Raw genomic sequence first — 14,691 nt, 5'->3', positions numbered from 1 at the left:
ATAGCACGTATTTGTTGAGTTGCGCCCCTACAAAACTTTAATTTTAAATCCATAGTTTAACCAAAACGTTCCTATGGCGTTAGAATCTAACGAAAGACCTGACAAGCCCATTACCAAGTTTGAATCTATGCTTAAGACCGATGATGTCTATTTTTTTGACGCGGAGGACTTTGAGGATATAGTTCATCACTATCTGAACAACGGTAAAATTTCTCTCGGCCAAAAAAGGTATCAAAATAGGTTTACAACAACACCCGGGCTCCATTGAATTGAAACTTCTTCAAGTGGAAGTGTTAGTGTTTGAAAACCATTTGGAAAACGCTGAAAAGTTATTGGATGAATTGGAGTTATTGGATGCTAACAATGAGGAAATTTACATCCAAAGAGCTAATATCTTTTCAAAAAAGGACGATCATGCCACAGCGGTTTCACTTCTTTGGAAGGCATTGGAACTCACTTCCGATTCCTTTGACATCTATTCCTTATTGGGCATGGAATACCTTTTTATGGACGATTTTAAATTGGCCAAGGAAAGTTTTATGCGATGCGTTGAGTTCGACAATGAGGATTATTCATCGCTCTACAACGTGATTTATTGCTTTGAATTTTTGGAGGACTATGATGGAGCTATTTTTTACTTGAACGAATACTTGGAAAAAAATCCGTATTGTCAAGTGGCATGGCACCAATTGGGCAAACAGTATTACGAGAAGCAAATGTATCCGGAAGCCCTGACTGCTTTTGATTTTGCGATTATTTCAGATGACACTTTCATTGGCGCCTATTTTGAAAAGGGCAAGGTGTTGGAAAAATTGGGTAAATATCAGGACGCCATTGAAAACTATGAAACTACCATTAGTATAGAAGATCCCACTTCTCATGCATTTCTACGAATTGGCAAGTGTTATGAAAAGTTGAAAAATAAAGAAATGGCCAAGTACTATTTCTACCAAACCGTACACGAAGACCCCTTGCTTGACAAGGGCTGGCTGGCCATCACAAATTTTTACTATAATAACAAGAATTACGAAAAGGCTCTTTATTACATAAACAAGGCATTGAACATTGATGGAGAAAATCCATTATACTGGAAAAAATGTGCTAATATCAATTATGCCTTGGAAAACTACGACCAGGCCGATTTCGCTTACAAACAGGTGGTCGATTTAGGAAACTATGAATTGGATACATGGTTGAAATGGGCCGATGTGGCACAAATCAATGGGGATACCCTTTCTGCTTTGCAGATTCTTGCTCAAGGGAGGGAATTTTATCCTAAAAACCTAAAAATTATTTATAAATCAGTAGGCTTCAATTTAATTTTAAAGGACTTTATTAATGCCAGGATATGCCTTCTTGATGCCTTAAAATTGGACAAAAAACGTAAACAACTTCATCTTTTCAACAATCAATTTCCCCAATACAGTAATTCTGAATGGATTAATACTATTTTAGCAAACTACAAAAAGGCTTCTTGACGTTTGACTCCAAAGATGTATGGGAAATAGGAATTTTTTAGATTACATATTCGTAACCCTAAAGGGTATTGCCATGGGTGCCGCCGATGTGGTACCTGGTGTTTCCGGTGGTACAATAGCCTTTATCTCGGGCATTTACGAAGAGCTTATTACAGCTATTAACAACATAAACCTCGGCCTTTTAAAAACTTGGAAAACCGAAGGATTTAAGTCCGTTTGGACAGTAGTGAATGGTAATTTTCTACTTGCACTATTTGCTGGAATTTTTATAAGCCTTTTTTCTTTGGCAACACTTGTAAGTTGGTTATTGGAAAACGAGCCAGTTCTACTATGGTCTTTCTTTTTTGGACTTGTTTTGGCAAGTGTCTTTTTTGTAGGCAAGGAAATTAAACGTTGGAATTTGGGAATTATATTCTCCCTATTAATGGGAGCTCTGATTGCCTATTATATCACCACACTACCGCCAAACGAAAATATTGAAAGTCTACCATTTCTATTTTTATCCGGAGCCCTTGCCGTTTGTGCCATGATATTGCCCGGTATTTCGGGGGCCTTTATATTGGTTCTTCTTGGCTCGTACAAAACGGTTTTGGATGCGGTACATGAAAAAGACTTTACTGTGATAGCAGTAGTAGGGTTTGGTGCAATTTTCGGACTTTTAAGTTTTGCCGGATTATTAAAATGGATGTTCACACATTATAAGAACATTACCTTGGCTATATTAACGGGGTTTATTCTTGGGTCTCTTAATAAAATTTGGCCTTGGAAACGCGTGATCGAAACAAAAGTATTTGGAGATAAAACCGTGATAATAGATACCAACACTTCTCCATTTAATTACAACGGAGACCCTCAAATATTATACGCCATCATTGCCGCCTTCATAGGATTTTCCCTTATTTTTATCTTGGAAAGAACAGCTTCCAAAAAGTAAGCGAAGTCCCAAATGAACGACACTAGAACTTTACTGGATAAATTATTTTTAGTTGTCAAAGGCCTATGCATGGGAGCTGCAAACAAAGTTCCTGGTGTGTCTCGGTGGTATTGTAGCCTTTGTGGCCGGATTCTATGAAGAGTTCATCTATTCACTTCAAAAAATAAATATCAAAGCTTTTAAACTTTTGATCGGTGGGAGGTTCAAAAGCTTTTACAGATATGTAAATGGTCCGTTTCTTACTCTTTTGATTTTTGGAATGTTGGTCAGCTATTTTAGCGTTTCAAAGGTGCTTGATTACTTTTTGGTAAAAAAGGAACTCTACGTGTGGGCAGCGTTCTTTGGAATGATTTTAGGTTCTATCTATTACATAGGAAAGGATTTTGGCCATTGGATCAAAAAAACGGTAACAGCTGCATTATTGGGTCTTGCAGTAGGGGTTGCCATAAGTTTTTTGAGTCCTGCCAAGGAAAATGACCATTTACTATTTATTTTTTTCTGTGGTATGATTAGTGTCTCAGGAATGACACTTCCAGGCTTATCCGGATCTTTCATCCTAATTTTGCTGGGAAATTATGTATTACTCCTTGTCGATTCAGTGAATGCTCTTTATGACACATTCGCTGAAATTATAGTGGGCGACTTCAGTTTCACCTCTAATGAAGAACGTTTAAGGACTTTGAAAATCCTGGCCGTATTTACATTGGGTTCAGCGACAGGTCCGGTGACCTTATCCCATATTCTCAGCTATGTGCTCAAACATTACAAGCACATTTCCACAGCAGTTATTTTAGGGTTTATTACTGGTTCTTTGGGTGTTGTATGGCCTTGGAAAAAAACAATTTTCAAGGAAGATGCCAATGGTAATGTTCTTTTGGATACAAACGGTAAAGAAATCATCATGAACTACGAACGGTATCTCCCTAATATTGGGTTATCAGAAACCTGGTGGGCCTTCTTTTTCATTGTTATTGGTATTAGCATATTGTTACTTTTGGATTGGTATGGAAAAAACAGGAAAAGATTTGCATAGATTTGGTTTGGTGGGTAGAAATATCTCCTACTCGTTTTCAAGAGGATATTTTGCTAAAAAGTTTAACGAACTTGGACTCGACAACTATAGTTATGAAAATTTTGATATAGAATCAATAGAGGATTTTAAATCGGTCATTTCAGAAACCGAAAATCTTAAAGGGTTGAATGTTACCATTCCCTACAAACAGGAAGTAATTCCCTATTTAAACGAACTGGATACTTCGGCTGCAGAAATTGGCGCCGTAAATACTATTAAAATAAATGGGAATCAACTAAAGGGTTTTAATACAGACGCATTTGGCTTTCAAAAATCCTTGGAACCGTTACTCCAAAACCACCATATTAATGCATTAATCCTGGGAACGGGCGGTGCGTCCAAGGCCATAGCCTTTGTACTAAAAAAATTGGGTATTGACTTTACCTTTGTTTCAAGATCATCAAGTAAAAATGTATTTACTTATGAAGAACTATCGGAGGAAATAGTAAATAACCACTTGTTGGTAATCAATTGCACTCCATTAGGAACTTTCCCCAATGTTCAAAAAAACCAGATATTCCATATCAACATTTAGGCACAAAACATTTACTGTACGATTTGATTTATAATCCGGAGAAAACAGAGTTCTTAAGATTGGGGGAAACAAAAGGCGCCAGTACTCTAAATGGATTAAAAATGTTAGAACTACAGGCAGAAAGGGCTTGGGAAATTTGGAATGAATAGATTTCGATTCCGTAAAGAGACCTTTCTGCATTTCATAATTCATCAATTTGCAGTGAATCGACTGTTCTAATAGTCGATAAAAAGAAATCCTATATACTTTGCAGTTATATAGCTTGTCACTATCTTGTAAACTCCTAATTTTCCATGATGTCTGAAGAAAACGATAAAAAAATTACCGAAGAAAAAGTAGCGGAGGAAAAAACCGAAGTTGTCAAGGTCGAGAATTCTGTTAAGGAAGAAGCCAGTACTGAAGATGTTGGTGAAAGTGCTGAATCCGATAAAAGCAATTCTGAAAAAGAATTAGACGTACATGACGAAATCGACGAAAGCAACGCCGAGGATGCCGAGGACACAGATACTCAAAAAAGACATGAAATTCCTTTTTTGGACTACCATTCCATGTCCATGGAAAATCTCGTTGGCGAACTTCAAAGACTTATTAGAAACGAGAAAGTCCAAGCCATTAGAAAACATGTGGATTCCATTAAGGACGAGTTCAATCTAAAATTTCAAGACTTCATTGAACAAAAGAAAGAGGATTTCGTAGCCAATGGAGGTAATGAAATTGACTTTCGATACAATTCTGTCACCAAAAGACAGTTCAACGAGGTCTATTCAGATTACAAGGAAAAAAGAAATCAGTATTACAAAAATTTGGAGAAAAGCCATAAGGAAAATTTGGCTTACAGATTAGAACTTATTGAAAACCTGAAGGGTCTTGTAAATGTGGAAGAGGATATGAACACCACCTATAAGACTTTTAAGGAAATTCAAGAAAATTGGAGAAATGCCGATCCCGTTCCAAGAGCGGAATACAACAATGTGTGGCGGACGTATCACCATCATATTGAAATCTTTTATGATTTTCTACACCTGAATAGGGAACTTAGGGATTTGGACTTTAAACATAATCCGGAGGAAAAGCTGAAGATTGTGGATCGAGCCGAAGCTCTAGCCGTTGAGCCTGATTTGAACAAGGCTTTCAGAGAACTTCAGGTACTACATAAAATGCGGAAAGAGGAAATAGGCCCCGTAGGCAAGGAGCATAGGGAAGAAGTTTGGGAGCGTTTTAGCAATGCGACCAAGGCCATACATGAAAGAAGACAGGAGTATTTTAAGGAATTGGACATACTCAGTGAAAAAAATCTTGAAAAGAAAAACGAGATCATTGCTGAAATCGTACAACTATCAGAAAATGTTGGTAATAACCACCGAGTCATTCAAAAGCAAATCAAACAATTGGAGGAACTCCGGGAACTCTTTTTTAAGGCTGGCAAGGTGCCTCAAAAAGACAATGAAAGAACGTGATTCCTCATTTAAGAATGCCGTACGTTCTTTCAATCGTAATAAAAATGCATTTTATAAAAATATTAAAAAGGACCAACAAGACAATCTGGATAAGAAAAGGGCTTTGCTGGAAATAGCAGTTTCTTTAAAGGATAGCGAGGATTTTGATACGACTACCAATGAAATGAAGCGTATTCAGAGCGAATGGAAAAAAATTGGCCATGTACCTAGAAAATACTCGGATAAGCTTTGGAAAGAGTTTAAGAGTGCCTGTAACCATTACTTTGACAGGTTACATGCCTCTAAAAATGATTCTTATAAAGAGGAATTGGAAAACCTCAATAAAAAAGAGTCCATACTCTCCAAGCTAAGAGAGTTTAAACTTAGCGGCAAAAAAGAGAGCGACATAAAGGCAATCCGAGAAAATGTTGGAGGAATGGAAGGTTATTGGCCATGTTCCTTTTAAACAAAAAAACATCAATCAAAAGTTTAATAAAATAATTGATGCCCTATTTAGCAAAATGAATATTAGTCCCCAGGAATCTGAATTATTAAAATATGGGAACAAAATACAAAAGCTGAAGGAAGATGATAATCAAGAAATAGCCATTCATAAAGAGCGTAGTTTTATAAAGAAAAAAATCGAGGAAAGTAAAAATGAAATAAGACAGCTTGAGAACAACCTCCAATTTTTTTCTGATGATTCTGAAAACAATCCTTTGGTTCAAGATGTTATAAATAGAGTCGAAAAACACAAGGAGGCTTTGGACTCTTGGAAAACAAAACTTAAAAAACTGAATATTTTGAGGAACAACTTGGAAAAGGATGCCGAGGTAGAAAATGATACCACAGAAGAAGAGTAAAAAAACACCTCTTTTTGGCTTAGCCTTTTACATAACTTAGTTTCTACTGTCCAAATAAAATATCCGAGATATGAAAAGTCATCTTGCAAATAGTTTAATTCTCCTTTTTTTATTCGGATTCATAGCCTGCAATTCCGGCAAAGAAAAATCAGAGGAACCATTGTCCAAAATTGATTGGAGTAACAAGGAGGTTAATCTTGATCAAAAAGATTCACTTATCACCGGAACGACCTATCTATCCGTTTATTCTCAAATATATAGTTACACGGAGCATACCTCTATTGATTTAACGGCGACGGTCAGTATGCGAAATACAGATGACAAAAGAAAGCTCTATCTTCTAAAGGCCGACTATTTTGATACGGAAGGGAACAAAATACATTCCTATGTCAATAAACCTATAGAAATTTCAGAATTGGAAACGTTAGAAATAGTTATCGCAGAATTCGACAAAAAAGGAGGTACTGGAGCTAATTTTATGTTCGATTGGGCTATTGAACCGCAAAGCACCTCCCCTATTTTTGAGGCAGTAATGATTTCCACTTATGGGCAACAAGGTTTATCATTTACTACACAAGGACATCAAATAAAATAATTTGAAGGAAATAGTAACTACCATCCTTTTTCTTATCGCCGTAATTGACCCTGTAGGTTCGGTTCCAGTTTATTTGGAGGCTACCAAGCATTTTGACAAGTTCCACAAAAGAAAGATTGCAGTTAGGGCCTCTGTTGTGGCATTCTCAATTCTTTTGTTTTTTATTGTAATTGGTCAACTAATTCTTGAGGGAATGGAGATTTCCCTGAATGCCTTTCAAGTTTACGGAGGTGTAATTTTATTTCTTTTTGCGTTGACCATGATTTTTGGCGATGGCAAGCCTGAATCGGAAAAGCACTTAATATCAGATTACAAACATGTTACCATTTTTCCCGTGGCGATTCCAAGCATCGCATCGCCTGGTGCTATCATGGCAGTTGTTTTGATGACCGATAATCATAAATATAGTCTAAATCAACAGGTAATTACCACCATACTAGTTTTGGTAGTTATATTCCTAACCTGTATGTTATTACTTGCCGCCAATATGGTGCAAAAAAGAATTGGAGAATATGGAATCACTGTAATCAGTAAGATAATGGGACTTATTTTGGCTTCCTACGCTGTGCAGAGTATCTTGGACGGCTTAAAGGATTTTTTCCACTTTTAGAAGGCAACCGCTATGCTCAAAACAGGGGTTTTTATCTTTCAATTTTACCTTTTGGCCTCCCTTACCATTAGCAACCGAACATATACTACTCCAAAAGTATTAAAGGAACCACCACAATTGAGAATATCTATTGAAAATCAGGATTCTATAAAACAGAAAGCTTTTGCCGTGTTAGATTTAAAATGCAATTTCTGCCATACCTCCAAGAAAAGACTTGAAAATTTTACTCCGGAAAACATGAATGATCTTATTCCCAAAATAAACGAGCAGGTCTTTGTAACAAAGAAAATGCCCAAAGGAAAAAATAACATACTTACTTCAGAAGAGAAAAATTCCCTATTGATATGGATCAATAAGGAATTCCTAGAGTAATAAGGAAACCTTTAAAGGCTCCCATAAACATTTTTATTTGGCAACGTTCACAGCCCTTGTTTCCCGGATGACCGTAACCTTAACCTGTCCGGGATAGGTCATGTCCGTTTGTATCTTTTGCGAAATTTCAAAGGACAATTGGGCCGCCTTCTCATCACTTACCTTTTCACTTTCCACTATGACCCTTAGCTCACGTCCGGCCTGTATCGCATATGCCTTCTGTACACCGCCAAACCCAAACGCTATCTCTTCCAAATCCTTTAAACGCTGTATGTAAGAGTCCAATACTTGTCTCCTGGCTCCAGGACGTGCCCCGCTAATAGCATCACAAACCTGAACGATAGGAGATATCAAAGTTTTCATTTCTATTTCATCATGGTGAGCTCCAATAGCGTTGCATACTTCGGTTTTTCCCCATACTTTTCCGCCCATTGCATGCCCAATATAGCGTGTGGAGTTTCTACCTCAGCCTCCGTATTTGGAACTTTACCTATATCATGTAATAAACCTGCTCTTTTGGCAATTTTTGGATTTAGGCCTAATTCCGACGCCATAACACCGCACAACTTGGCAACTTCACGCGAATGCTGCAACAAGTTCTGTCCGTAAGAGGAGCGATATTTCATCCTTCCTACTGCTTTAATTAATTACGGATGAAGGCCGTGAATTCCCAAATCTATGACAGTTCTTTTTCCTATTTCAACGATTTCTGCCTCAATCTGTTTCTCGGTCTTTTTAACGACCTCCTCAATTCTCGCCGGATGTATTCTTCCATCGGTAACCAATTTGTGTAAAGACAATCCGGCCACCTCTCTTCTAACGGAATCAAAACAGGATAGAATTATAGCTTCGGCGTATCGTCTACAATAATCTCTACGCCTGTGGCAGATTCCAAAGCCCTAATATTTCTTCCTTCCCTACCTATGATACGTCCTTTTACATCATCCGATTCTATATTAAAAACGGACACGCAGTTTTCAACAGCTTCCTCCGTACCAATTCTTTGAATGGTATTGATTACTATTTTTCTAGCTTCCTGTTGAGCGGTAAGTTTGGCCTCTTCCAAGGTGGTCTGTATGTAACCCATGGCATCTGATTTGGCCGTATCCCTTAAACTTTCTATCAATTGACTTTTGGCCTCCTCAGCGGATAAACCGGAAATGACCTCCAATTGCTGAACTTGGCTTTTGTGAAGCCTGTCAACCTCAGCTTGTTTCTTTTCAAAGAAATCTTGCTTATGCTCCACTTCCTTAATCTTGGTTTCAAGTTGGGCGTTCAATTGCTTGTTCTTGGCAAGTTCACTGCTCACCTGGGATTCCTTGTCCCTAGTTCTTTTTTCAGCCTCACCAATTTTTTTGTCCTTTCCAATTATTACCTTCTCATGCTCCGCCTTAAGCTCTAAAAATTTCTCCTTTGCCTGAAGTATTTTATCTTTTTTAATATTCTCTCCCTCAACATTTGCTTCCTTTAAAATTTGGGCCGCATCCTTCTTTGCATTGGCTATTGTTTTGGAGGCCTTGCCCTTTTCCATAAACTTGGCAATGGCAAAACCAATGGCCAAACCTACAATACCTGCTATTATAATCATTGTACTATCCATAGTGTTATATTTAAAAAAAAGCCCACATTGGAGAAGTTTTGTACAAACTCCGATAAACAGGTTTAGGGCTAACAGACTGATCAAGGATCCTTATACTTGTAAGGCCTGCTTTTACAATCTAAACTCACCCTTTTTAACTTAATTAATGTTGAGTTCGTCAAAAGATATTACCAATGTGGGCAGTAACTTAATGTATTTAAAAGAACGTATTTATTTTGATGCAAGCTGCAAATTGACCAATTCCGTAAGAGCCTTTAAACGCTCCTCCGCCTCTTTGGTCCCCTTTGTCTGTTCTATACCCTTCTGCTCTATTTTCGAAGCAAATTGCAAGGCGCACATGGCCAAAACATCCTGCTTATCGCGCACAGCATAGTTTTGCTCAAATTTTTTGGCCAACTGATCAATATTTTTGGCCGCCTTTCTTAAACCCTCTTCTTGGCTCGGGTCTATAGTTAATGGATACATCCTATCCGCAATTGAGAGCTTTATTTTGAGCTTTTCAGACATATAGTTTTACATTATTCTGAAAGTTGCGCTATACAATAGTCCAACTCCCTAATCAATGTATTTATTTTAAGCTTAGCTTCTGTTTTATTTGTATTACTGCCAAGCATTGAATTTGCTAGTTTAAGCGAATTATACTTCTCCTCCCATTCGGACACCGTTTTCTGTGCACTTTCCTGATTGGATTTTATATGTTTTAATTCATTCTCCAACGTCTTATTAGCCTTGTCCAAAACCTCCAACCTATGGAGTAACTTGCTAATTTTATTCTCTAAGGAATCAACGATTTGAATTAATTCGCCCATACAAAAATTCGATGCGATTTACACAAAGTTAACATTCGTTTATAGACTTAGCAATAGTTTTCAGAAATATTCTTATCGGTACTCAGACAACATCCCAAAACACAAGAGATGTGGCTGTTCTTATATTTTTCGCATCTTCAACTTTCATGAATTGAAGCCTATTATTTATTTTCGTACCAACTTATGCTGCTATGAAGAGATTTATCTTTGGACTCATTTTATTATTTTCAACTTTTGGTCGTGGTCAGGAAAACTACCCACAGGATGCCTTTAGATCTCCGTTGGACATTCCACTGATTTTGGCAGGTACTTTTGGGGAATTACGTTCCAATCATTTCCATGGCGGTATCGATATTAAAACGCAGCAGCGGGAAGGCTTGCCAGTTTATGGTATTGCGGATGGTACTATTACAAGAATAAAAGTTTCTCTCTCGGGGATACGGCAAGGTGCTTTATATAGCTCATCCAAATGGATACACCTCCGTATATGGACATCTTCAGAAATTCTCCCCAAAAATTGAGGAATATGTCAAGAAGCTACAATATGATAAGAAATCCTATGAAGTAGAAACTTTCCCTGATTATGGCGAACTAAAAATTGAAGAAGGAGAGCTTATTGCCTATAGCGGAAATACTGGAGGATCAGCCGGCCCACACCTTCACTTTGAAATACGGAGCAGCATATCCGAAAAACCCACTAATCCATTCCTTTATGGTATTGATGTGCCCGATGCTACCAATCCTACTTTGGAAAAGCTATTTGTATACCCTCTTTCAGAAAACTCCCAAGTAAACCAAAGCAAGGAAAAGGTACAGGTCAACTTTAGTAGGCAAGCGGATGGCACCTATTTGGCTAGTCCTATCAACGCTCCGGGGAAAATCGGAATTGGATTTGTTGGTTTTGATAGGTTGGACATGGCAGCAAATAAAAATGGGGTCTATGCGGTATCGCTTTCGGTCAATGGCAAAACGTATTGTTCTTACGATTTTGAATCTTTTTCTTTTGGGGAAACACGATACATCAATACCCTAATAGACTACGATTACTTTGGTAGATATAGGGATAGAATTCACAAAACCTTCAAGTCCCCTGGCAATTACCTTAGCATTTACAATGAAATTTATAATAATGGGGTCATCGACGTGAACGAGGGTCTAAGTTATAATCTTCAACTTCTTATTTCCGATTTTAAGGGAAATAAGGTTACACTAAATATACCTGTTGAAGGGAAAAAAGAGGAGATTAAAATTGAAAAGGAAGACAAAAAGACCGATTATTACGTCATCGCCAAAAAACCCAACAACTTCGATTTGGGCGGAGCAAAGGTTTACTTTCCCGAGAATACTTTTTATGAAGATTTTTATATCGATTTAAAAAAGGGACAGGATACCGTTACCATTCACCGAAATACGGTACCGGCACACCGGAATTTTACCATCACGTTTGATGTGGACAAATATTCAGAAGAAGAAAGAAAACAGATGTTCATAGCACGGTTGGACGAAAGACTTAACCCCAGTCATTTAAATACCTATAAGCGTGGAAACACCTTTACCGCAAGGACAAGAGATCTTGGCACTTATACTTTGGCAAAGGATTCCGTTCCTCCAATCATACGAACCAAAAATTTCAAGGAAAAACAATGGCTTAACAATTATAGATACTTAAGCGTACATATCTCTGATGATTTAAGTGGGGTGGATACTTATTCTGCTAAATTGAACGGCGAATGGATTCTTATGGAATATGAGCCTAAAACAAATACACTTACCTATAATTTTGACGATAAGATTTTGGATAAGAAGCAATGTGTACTTGAAGTTACCGTTACTGATAATGTGGGCAATACGAGTAAATTGTCTACTCCCTTTTATAGAAATTAAAGTCTTTGAAGCTGCAGAAAATCATTTTCGCCCCAATACTTCTATTTTGTATTATTGGGGCGGCTCAAACTGCCACCATAACCGGAATCGTCTTGGATGAGGGTAATAATCCCCTTCCTAATACTCAAATTCGCTCCGGTACTACAACTACCTTCTCAGATGATACGGGTTTTTATTTATTGGAACTTGTTTCCGATGTGGAAACGACCATCACTTTTTCCCATATTGGGCACCAAACGGTCATTCCGGAAAAAGTACTTTTTAATACCAACGAAACCTTTGAGTTTAACCTTATTTTAAAGTCCAATGCCATTCAAATGGAGGAAGTTACGGTCTCCTCTGACGGGAATCGAAAACCTTTGGAAACCCTTTCCATTTCGCCAGAAGAAATTAGAAAAATACCGGGTGCCAATGCGGGCGTGGAGAATATTCTTAAGATCTTACCAGGGGTAAATTCAAACAACGAATTGAGTACCCAGTATGCCGTTCGCGGTGGCAACTTTGATGAGAATTTGGTATATATCAATGAAATTGAGGTCTATCGCCCTTTTTTAATCCGTTCAGCCCAACAGGAGGGCCTTAGTTTTATAAATAGCAACCTTGTACAGGATGTCGTGTTTTCCCCTGGCGGTTTTCAAGCAAAGTATGGGGATAAATTATCTTCTGTATTGGATATCAAATACAAGATTCCTACGGGTTTTAGCATAATGGGAGATTTTAGTTTTTTGGGTGCAAATGTCTCGATGGACACCCGCTCCAAAAATAAAAGATTGAGTTCCACATCGGGTTTTCGATATCGAAACAATTCACTTTTGCTGAACAGTCTTCAGACCCAGGGGAGTCTGCAGCCTAACTTTACCGATTTTCAAAGTTTTATTACCTATCAGTTTTCGAACAAATTCAATCTTAACTTCTTGGGTAATGTATCGGTTAATAACTATAAAAATGAACCTAGGCAAAGACAGACCAATTTTGGTACCATTACGGATCCCCGGGCATTGACCATTTTTTATGAGGGTTCGGAAAATAATCAGTATGCTACGGCTTTAGGGGCTATCAAGGGAAACTATTATTTAAACGAGAATACCACTTTAAAATTAATTTCCTCCCTATACCACACCACAGAGGAGGAATATTCCGACATCATAGCGAGTTACCTATTGGGCGAGGTAGATAGTAACTTGGGGAGTGAAGACTTTGGGCAGTCTGTAAATAATCGAGGGGTGGGCTCACAATTTAATCGGGCAAGGAATGATTTGGATGCCCTTATTTTTAACTTGTCACATAAGGGTACCCACCAAAAAAATAAATCACAAATAGAATGGGGTATAAAATATACCCATGAAGACATTAGGGACCGGCTTCGGGAATCGGAATTTATCGATTCTTTGGGGTTTTCAATTAGACCACCGGGTACACCCTTTATAAATAACCAACCAGAGGAACCCTTCATAGCGCCTTTGGAAGCTTACCAAAGTATAAATGCCCTGAATTTTGTGAAGACGAATCGGTTTTCCGGTTTTCTACAAATTGGAACCCGAGACCGATTTGAAATTTGGCAATCTTTATTACAATATTGGAATTCGTGCACACCATTGGATCGTTAGCGGTAGAAATGTGGAAAAAGTATCACATACCATACTCAGCCCAAGGGCACAAATTGCCTTAAAGCCGAATTGGAAAAAGGACATATTATTCAGACTTTCAACAGGCCTTTACCAGCAACCTCCATTTTATAGGGAGCTAAGGGATAGTACAGGTAAAATCAACCCAAATGTGAAAGCCCAAAAATCCTTTCATGCCGTTGCAAGTAACGAATACAGTTTCCTACTTTGGGAACGACCTTTTTCACTGACCAGTGAGGCGTACTACAAAAAATTGACGCAGGTAAATTCCTATACGCTGGAGGACGTGCGTATTAGATATAGCGCCAATAACAATGCCGAAGCTTATGTATACGGAGCGGAAGTTAGGTTAAATGGAGCTTTCGTGCCTGGCACCGAATCTTGGATAAGTCTTGGCTATATGGAAACCAAGGAAAACAGAAATAACCAAGGGTACATATCTAGGCCTACGGATCAAAGGTTTAAAATGGGTATCCTATTTCAAGACTATATCCCAAACATACCCGATTTAAAAATGTATTTAAATCTTGTATACAATACCGGCGTGCCTGGAGGCTCTCCCAGTTATGCGGACCCCTATATTTTTCAGAATAGATTAAGAGATTATAAACGTGCCGATTTAGGAATTTCCTATATTTTTGCCGATAAGAACAAAACATTCGACAAAGATCATTGGTTGAATGCTTTCAAGAACTTAAGTGTTGGTTTCGAAATTTTTAATATGTTCAACAATCAAAATTCGATAACCAACACTTGGGTGAGGGATATAGATAGCAAAAACGAGTATGCTGTCCCCAATTACCTTACCTCTAGAGTTCTAAATTTGAGATTACAAATGCGATTGTGATATAGAAAATGCAGAAATACATCATTTACTT

The 14,691-nt window shown here is 37.9% G+C and carries 13 protein-coding genes, 1 other RNA gene and 4 pseudogenes; 14 read left to right on the top strand and 4 right to left on the bottom strand.

Annotation, left to right across the window (positions count from 1 at the left end; all coding sequences use genetic code 11):
• The first annotated feature begins 73 nt into the window (after positions 1-73).
• The 10 genes and pseudogenes from NYZ99_RS06470 to NYZ99_RS06435 all read left to right on the top strand — a co-directional run bounded on the left by NYZ99_RS06470 (position 74) and on the right by NYZ99_RS06435 (position 7,895).
• Positions 74-1,478 (top strand): annotated as a pseudogene (locus NYZ99_RS06470) (tetratricopeptide repeat protein).
• A gap of 19 nt (positions 1,479-1,497) precedes the next feature.
• A complete protein-coding gene (locus NYZ99_RS06465) occupies positions 1,498-2,412 on the top strand; it encodes a polyprenyl-phosphate transporter (protein ID WP_260574486.1) in 915 nt (304 codons plus the stop codon).
• Positions 2,413-2,424: 12 nt separating this feature from the next.
• A pseudogene (locus tag NYZ99_RS06460) lies at positions 2,425-3,445 on the top strand (DUF368 domain-containing protein).
• A pseudogene (locus NYZ99_RS06455) lies at positions 3,417-4,168 on the top strand (shikimate dehydrogenase family protein). Before NYZ99_RS06460 ends, NYZ99_RS06455 begins: the two co-directional pseudogenes overlap by 29 nt.
• Before the next feature lie 144 nt (positions 4,169-4,312).
• Positions 4,313-5,476, top strand: coding sequence for a DUF349 domain-containing protein (locus NYZ99_RS21480; RefSeq protein ID WP_338039354.1), 1,164 nt, complete (start codon positions 4,313-4,315; stop codon positions 5,474-5,476).
• A complete protein-coding gene (locus NYZ99_RS21475) occupies positions 5,463-5,921 on the top strand; it encodes a DUF349 domain-containing protein (protein WP_338039353.1) in 459 nt (152 codons plus the stop codon). Before NYZ99_RS21480 ends, NYZ99_RS21475 begins: the two co-directional genes overlap by 14 nt.
• A complete protein-coding gene (locus NYZ99_RS21470; protein WP_338039492.1) occupies positions 5,881-6,318 on the top strand; it encodes a hypothetical protein in 438 nt (145 codons plus the stop codon). The genes NYZ99_RS21475 and NYZ99_RS21470 overlap by 41 nt, the downstream gene beginning before the upstream one ends.
• 70 nt (positions 6,319-6,388) lie before the next feature.
• Positions 6,389-6,913 carry a DUF3124 domain-containing protein gene (locus NYZ99_RS06445; protein WP_260574485.1) on the top strand — a complete coding sequence of 175 codons (525 nt, stop codon included), beginning with the start codon at positions 6,389-6,391 and terminating at the stop codon, positions 6,911-6,913.
• Position 6,914: 1 nt separating this feature from the next.
• Entirely contained in the window at positions 6,915-7,523 is a 609-nt protein-coding gene (locus tag NYZ99_RS06440) for a MarC family protein (protein ID WP_260574484.1), read from the top strand.
• A gap of 12 nt (positions 7,524-7,535) precedes the next feature.
• Positions 7,536-7,895: a hypothetical protein gene (locus NYZ99_RS06435; protein WP_260574483.1), complete on the top strand. Its 360-nt coding sequence runs from the start codon at positions 7,536-7,538 to the stop codon at positions 7,893-7,895.
• A 33-nt stretch (positions 7,896-7,928) separates the two neighbouring features.
• On the opposite strand, the pseudogene rny reads toward NYZ99_RS06435, so the two are convergent.
• The 4 genes and pseudogenes from rny to NYZ99_RS06415 all read right to left on the bottom strand — a co-directional run bounded on the left by rny (position 7,929) and on the right by NYZ99_RS06415 (position 10,304).
• Positions 7,929-9,495, bottom strand: a pseudogene (gene rny, locus NYZ99_RS06430) (ribonuclease Y).
• A 44-nt stretch (positions 9,496-9,539) separates the two neighbouring features.
• A non-coding RNA gene (ssrS, locus tag NYZ99_RS06425) (6S RNA) lies at positions 9,540-9,649 on the bottom strand.
• Positions 9,650-9,705: 56 nt separating this feature from the next.
• Positions 9,706-10,002, bottom strand: coding sequence for a cell division protein ZapA (locus tag NYZ99_RS06420; RefSeq protein WP_260574482.1), 297 nt, complete (start codon positions 10,000-10,002; stop codon positions 9,706-9,708).
• 11 nt (positions 10,003-10,013) lie between these two features.
• Positions 10,014-10,304 (bottom strand): hypothetical protein, encoded by a 291-nt coding sequence (locus NYZ99_RS06415; protein WP_260574481.1) that lies wholly within the window; start codon positions 10,302-10,304, stop codon positions 10,014-10,016.
• A 191-nt stretch (positions 10,305-10,495) separates the two neighbouring features.
• Here NYZ99_RS06415 and NYZ99_RS21465 point away from each other — a divergent pair, with 191 nt between their 5' ends.
• Genes NYZ99_RS21465 through NYZ99_RS21455 form a run of 4 tightly spaced genes read left to right on the top strand, consistent with a single transcriptional unit; the run spans position 10,496 to position 14,660 of the window.
• Entirely contained in the window at positions 10,496-10,825 is a 330-nt protein-coding gene (locus NYZ99_RS21465) for a hypothetical protein (protein ID WP_338039352.1), read from the top strand.
• Positions 10,752-12,188, top strand: coding sequence for a M23 family metallopeptidase (locus tag NYZ99_RS06410; RefSeq protein WP_338039351.1), 1,437 nt, complete (start codon positions 10,752-10,754; stop codon positions 12,186-12,188). Before NYZ99_RS21465 ends, NYZ99_RS06410 begins: the two co-directional genes overlap by 74 nt.
• A 5-nt stretch (positions 12,189-12,193) precedes the next feature.
• On the top strand, positions 12,194-13,795 hold the full coding sequence (locus tag NYZ99_RS21460) for a carboxypeptidase-like regulatory domain-containing protein (protein ID WP_338039350.1): 1,602 nt from the start codon (positions 12,194-12,196) through the stop codon (positions 13,793-13,795).
• On the top strand, positions 13,719-14,660 hold the full coding sequence (locus NYZ99_RS21455; protein ID WP_338039491.1) for a TonB-dependent receptor: 942 nt from the start codon (positions 13,719-13,721) through the stop codon (positions 14,658-14,660). Before NYZ99_RS21460 ends, NYZ99_RS21455 begins: the two co-directional genes overlap by 77 nt.
• The last annotated feature ends 31 nt before the right edge of the window (positions 14,661-14,691 follow it).

This window comes from Maribacter litopenaei, from assembly GCF_025244665.1.
Lineage (GTDB): Bacteria > Bacteroidota > Bacteroidia > Flavobacteriales > Flavobacteriaceae > Maribacter > Maribacter litopenaei.
This window is presented reverse-complemented; position numbering and strand designations above follow the sequence as displayed.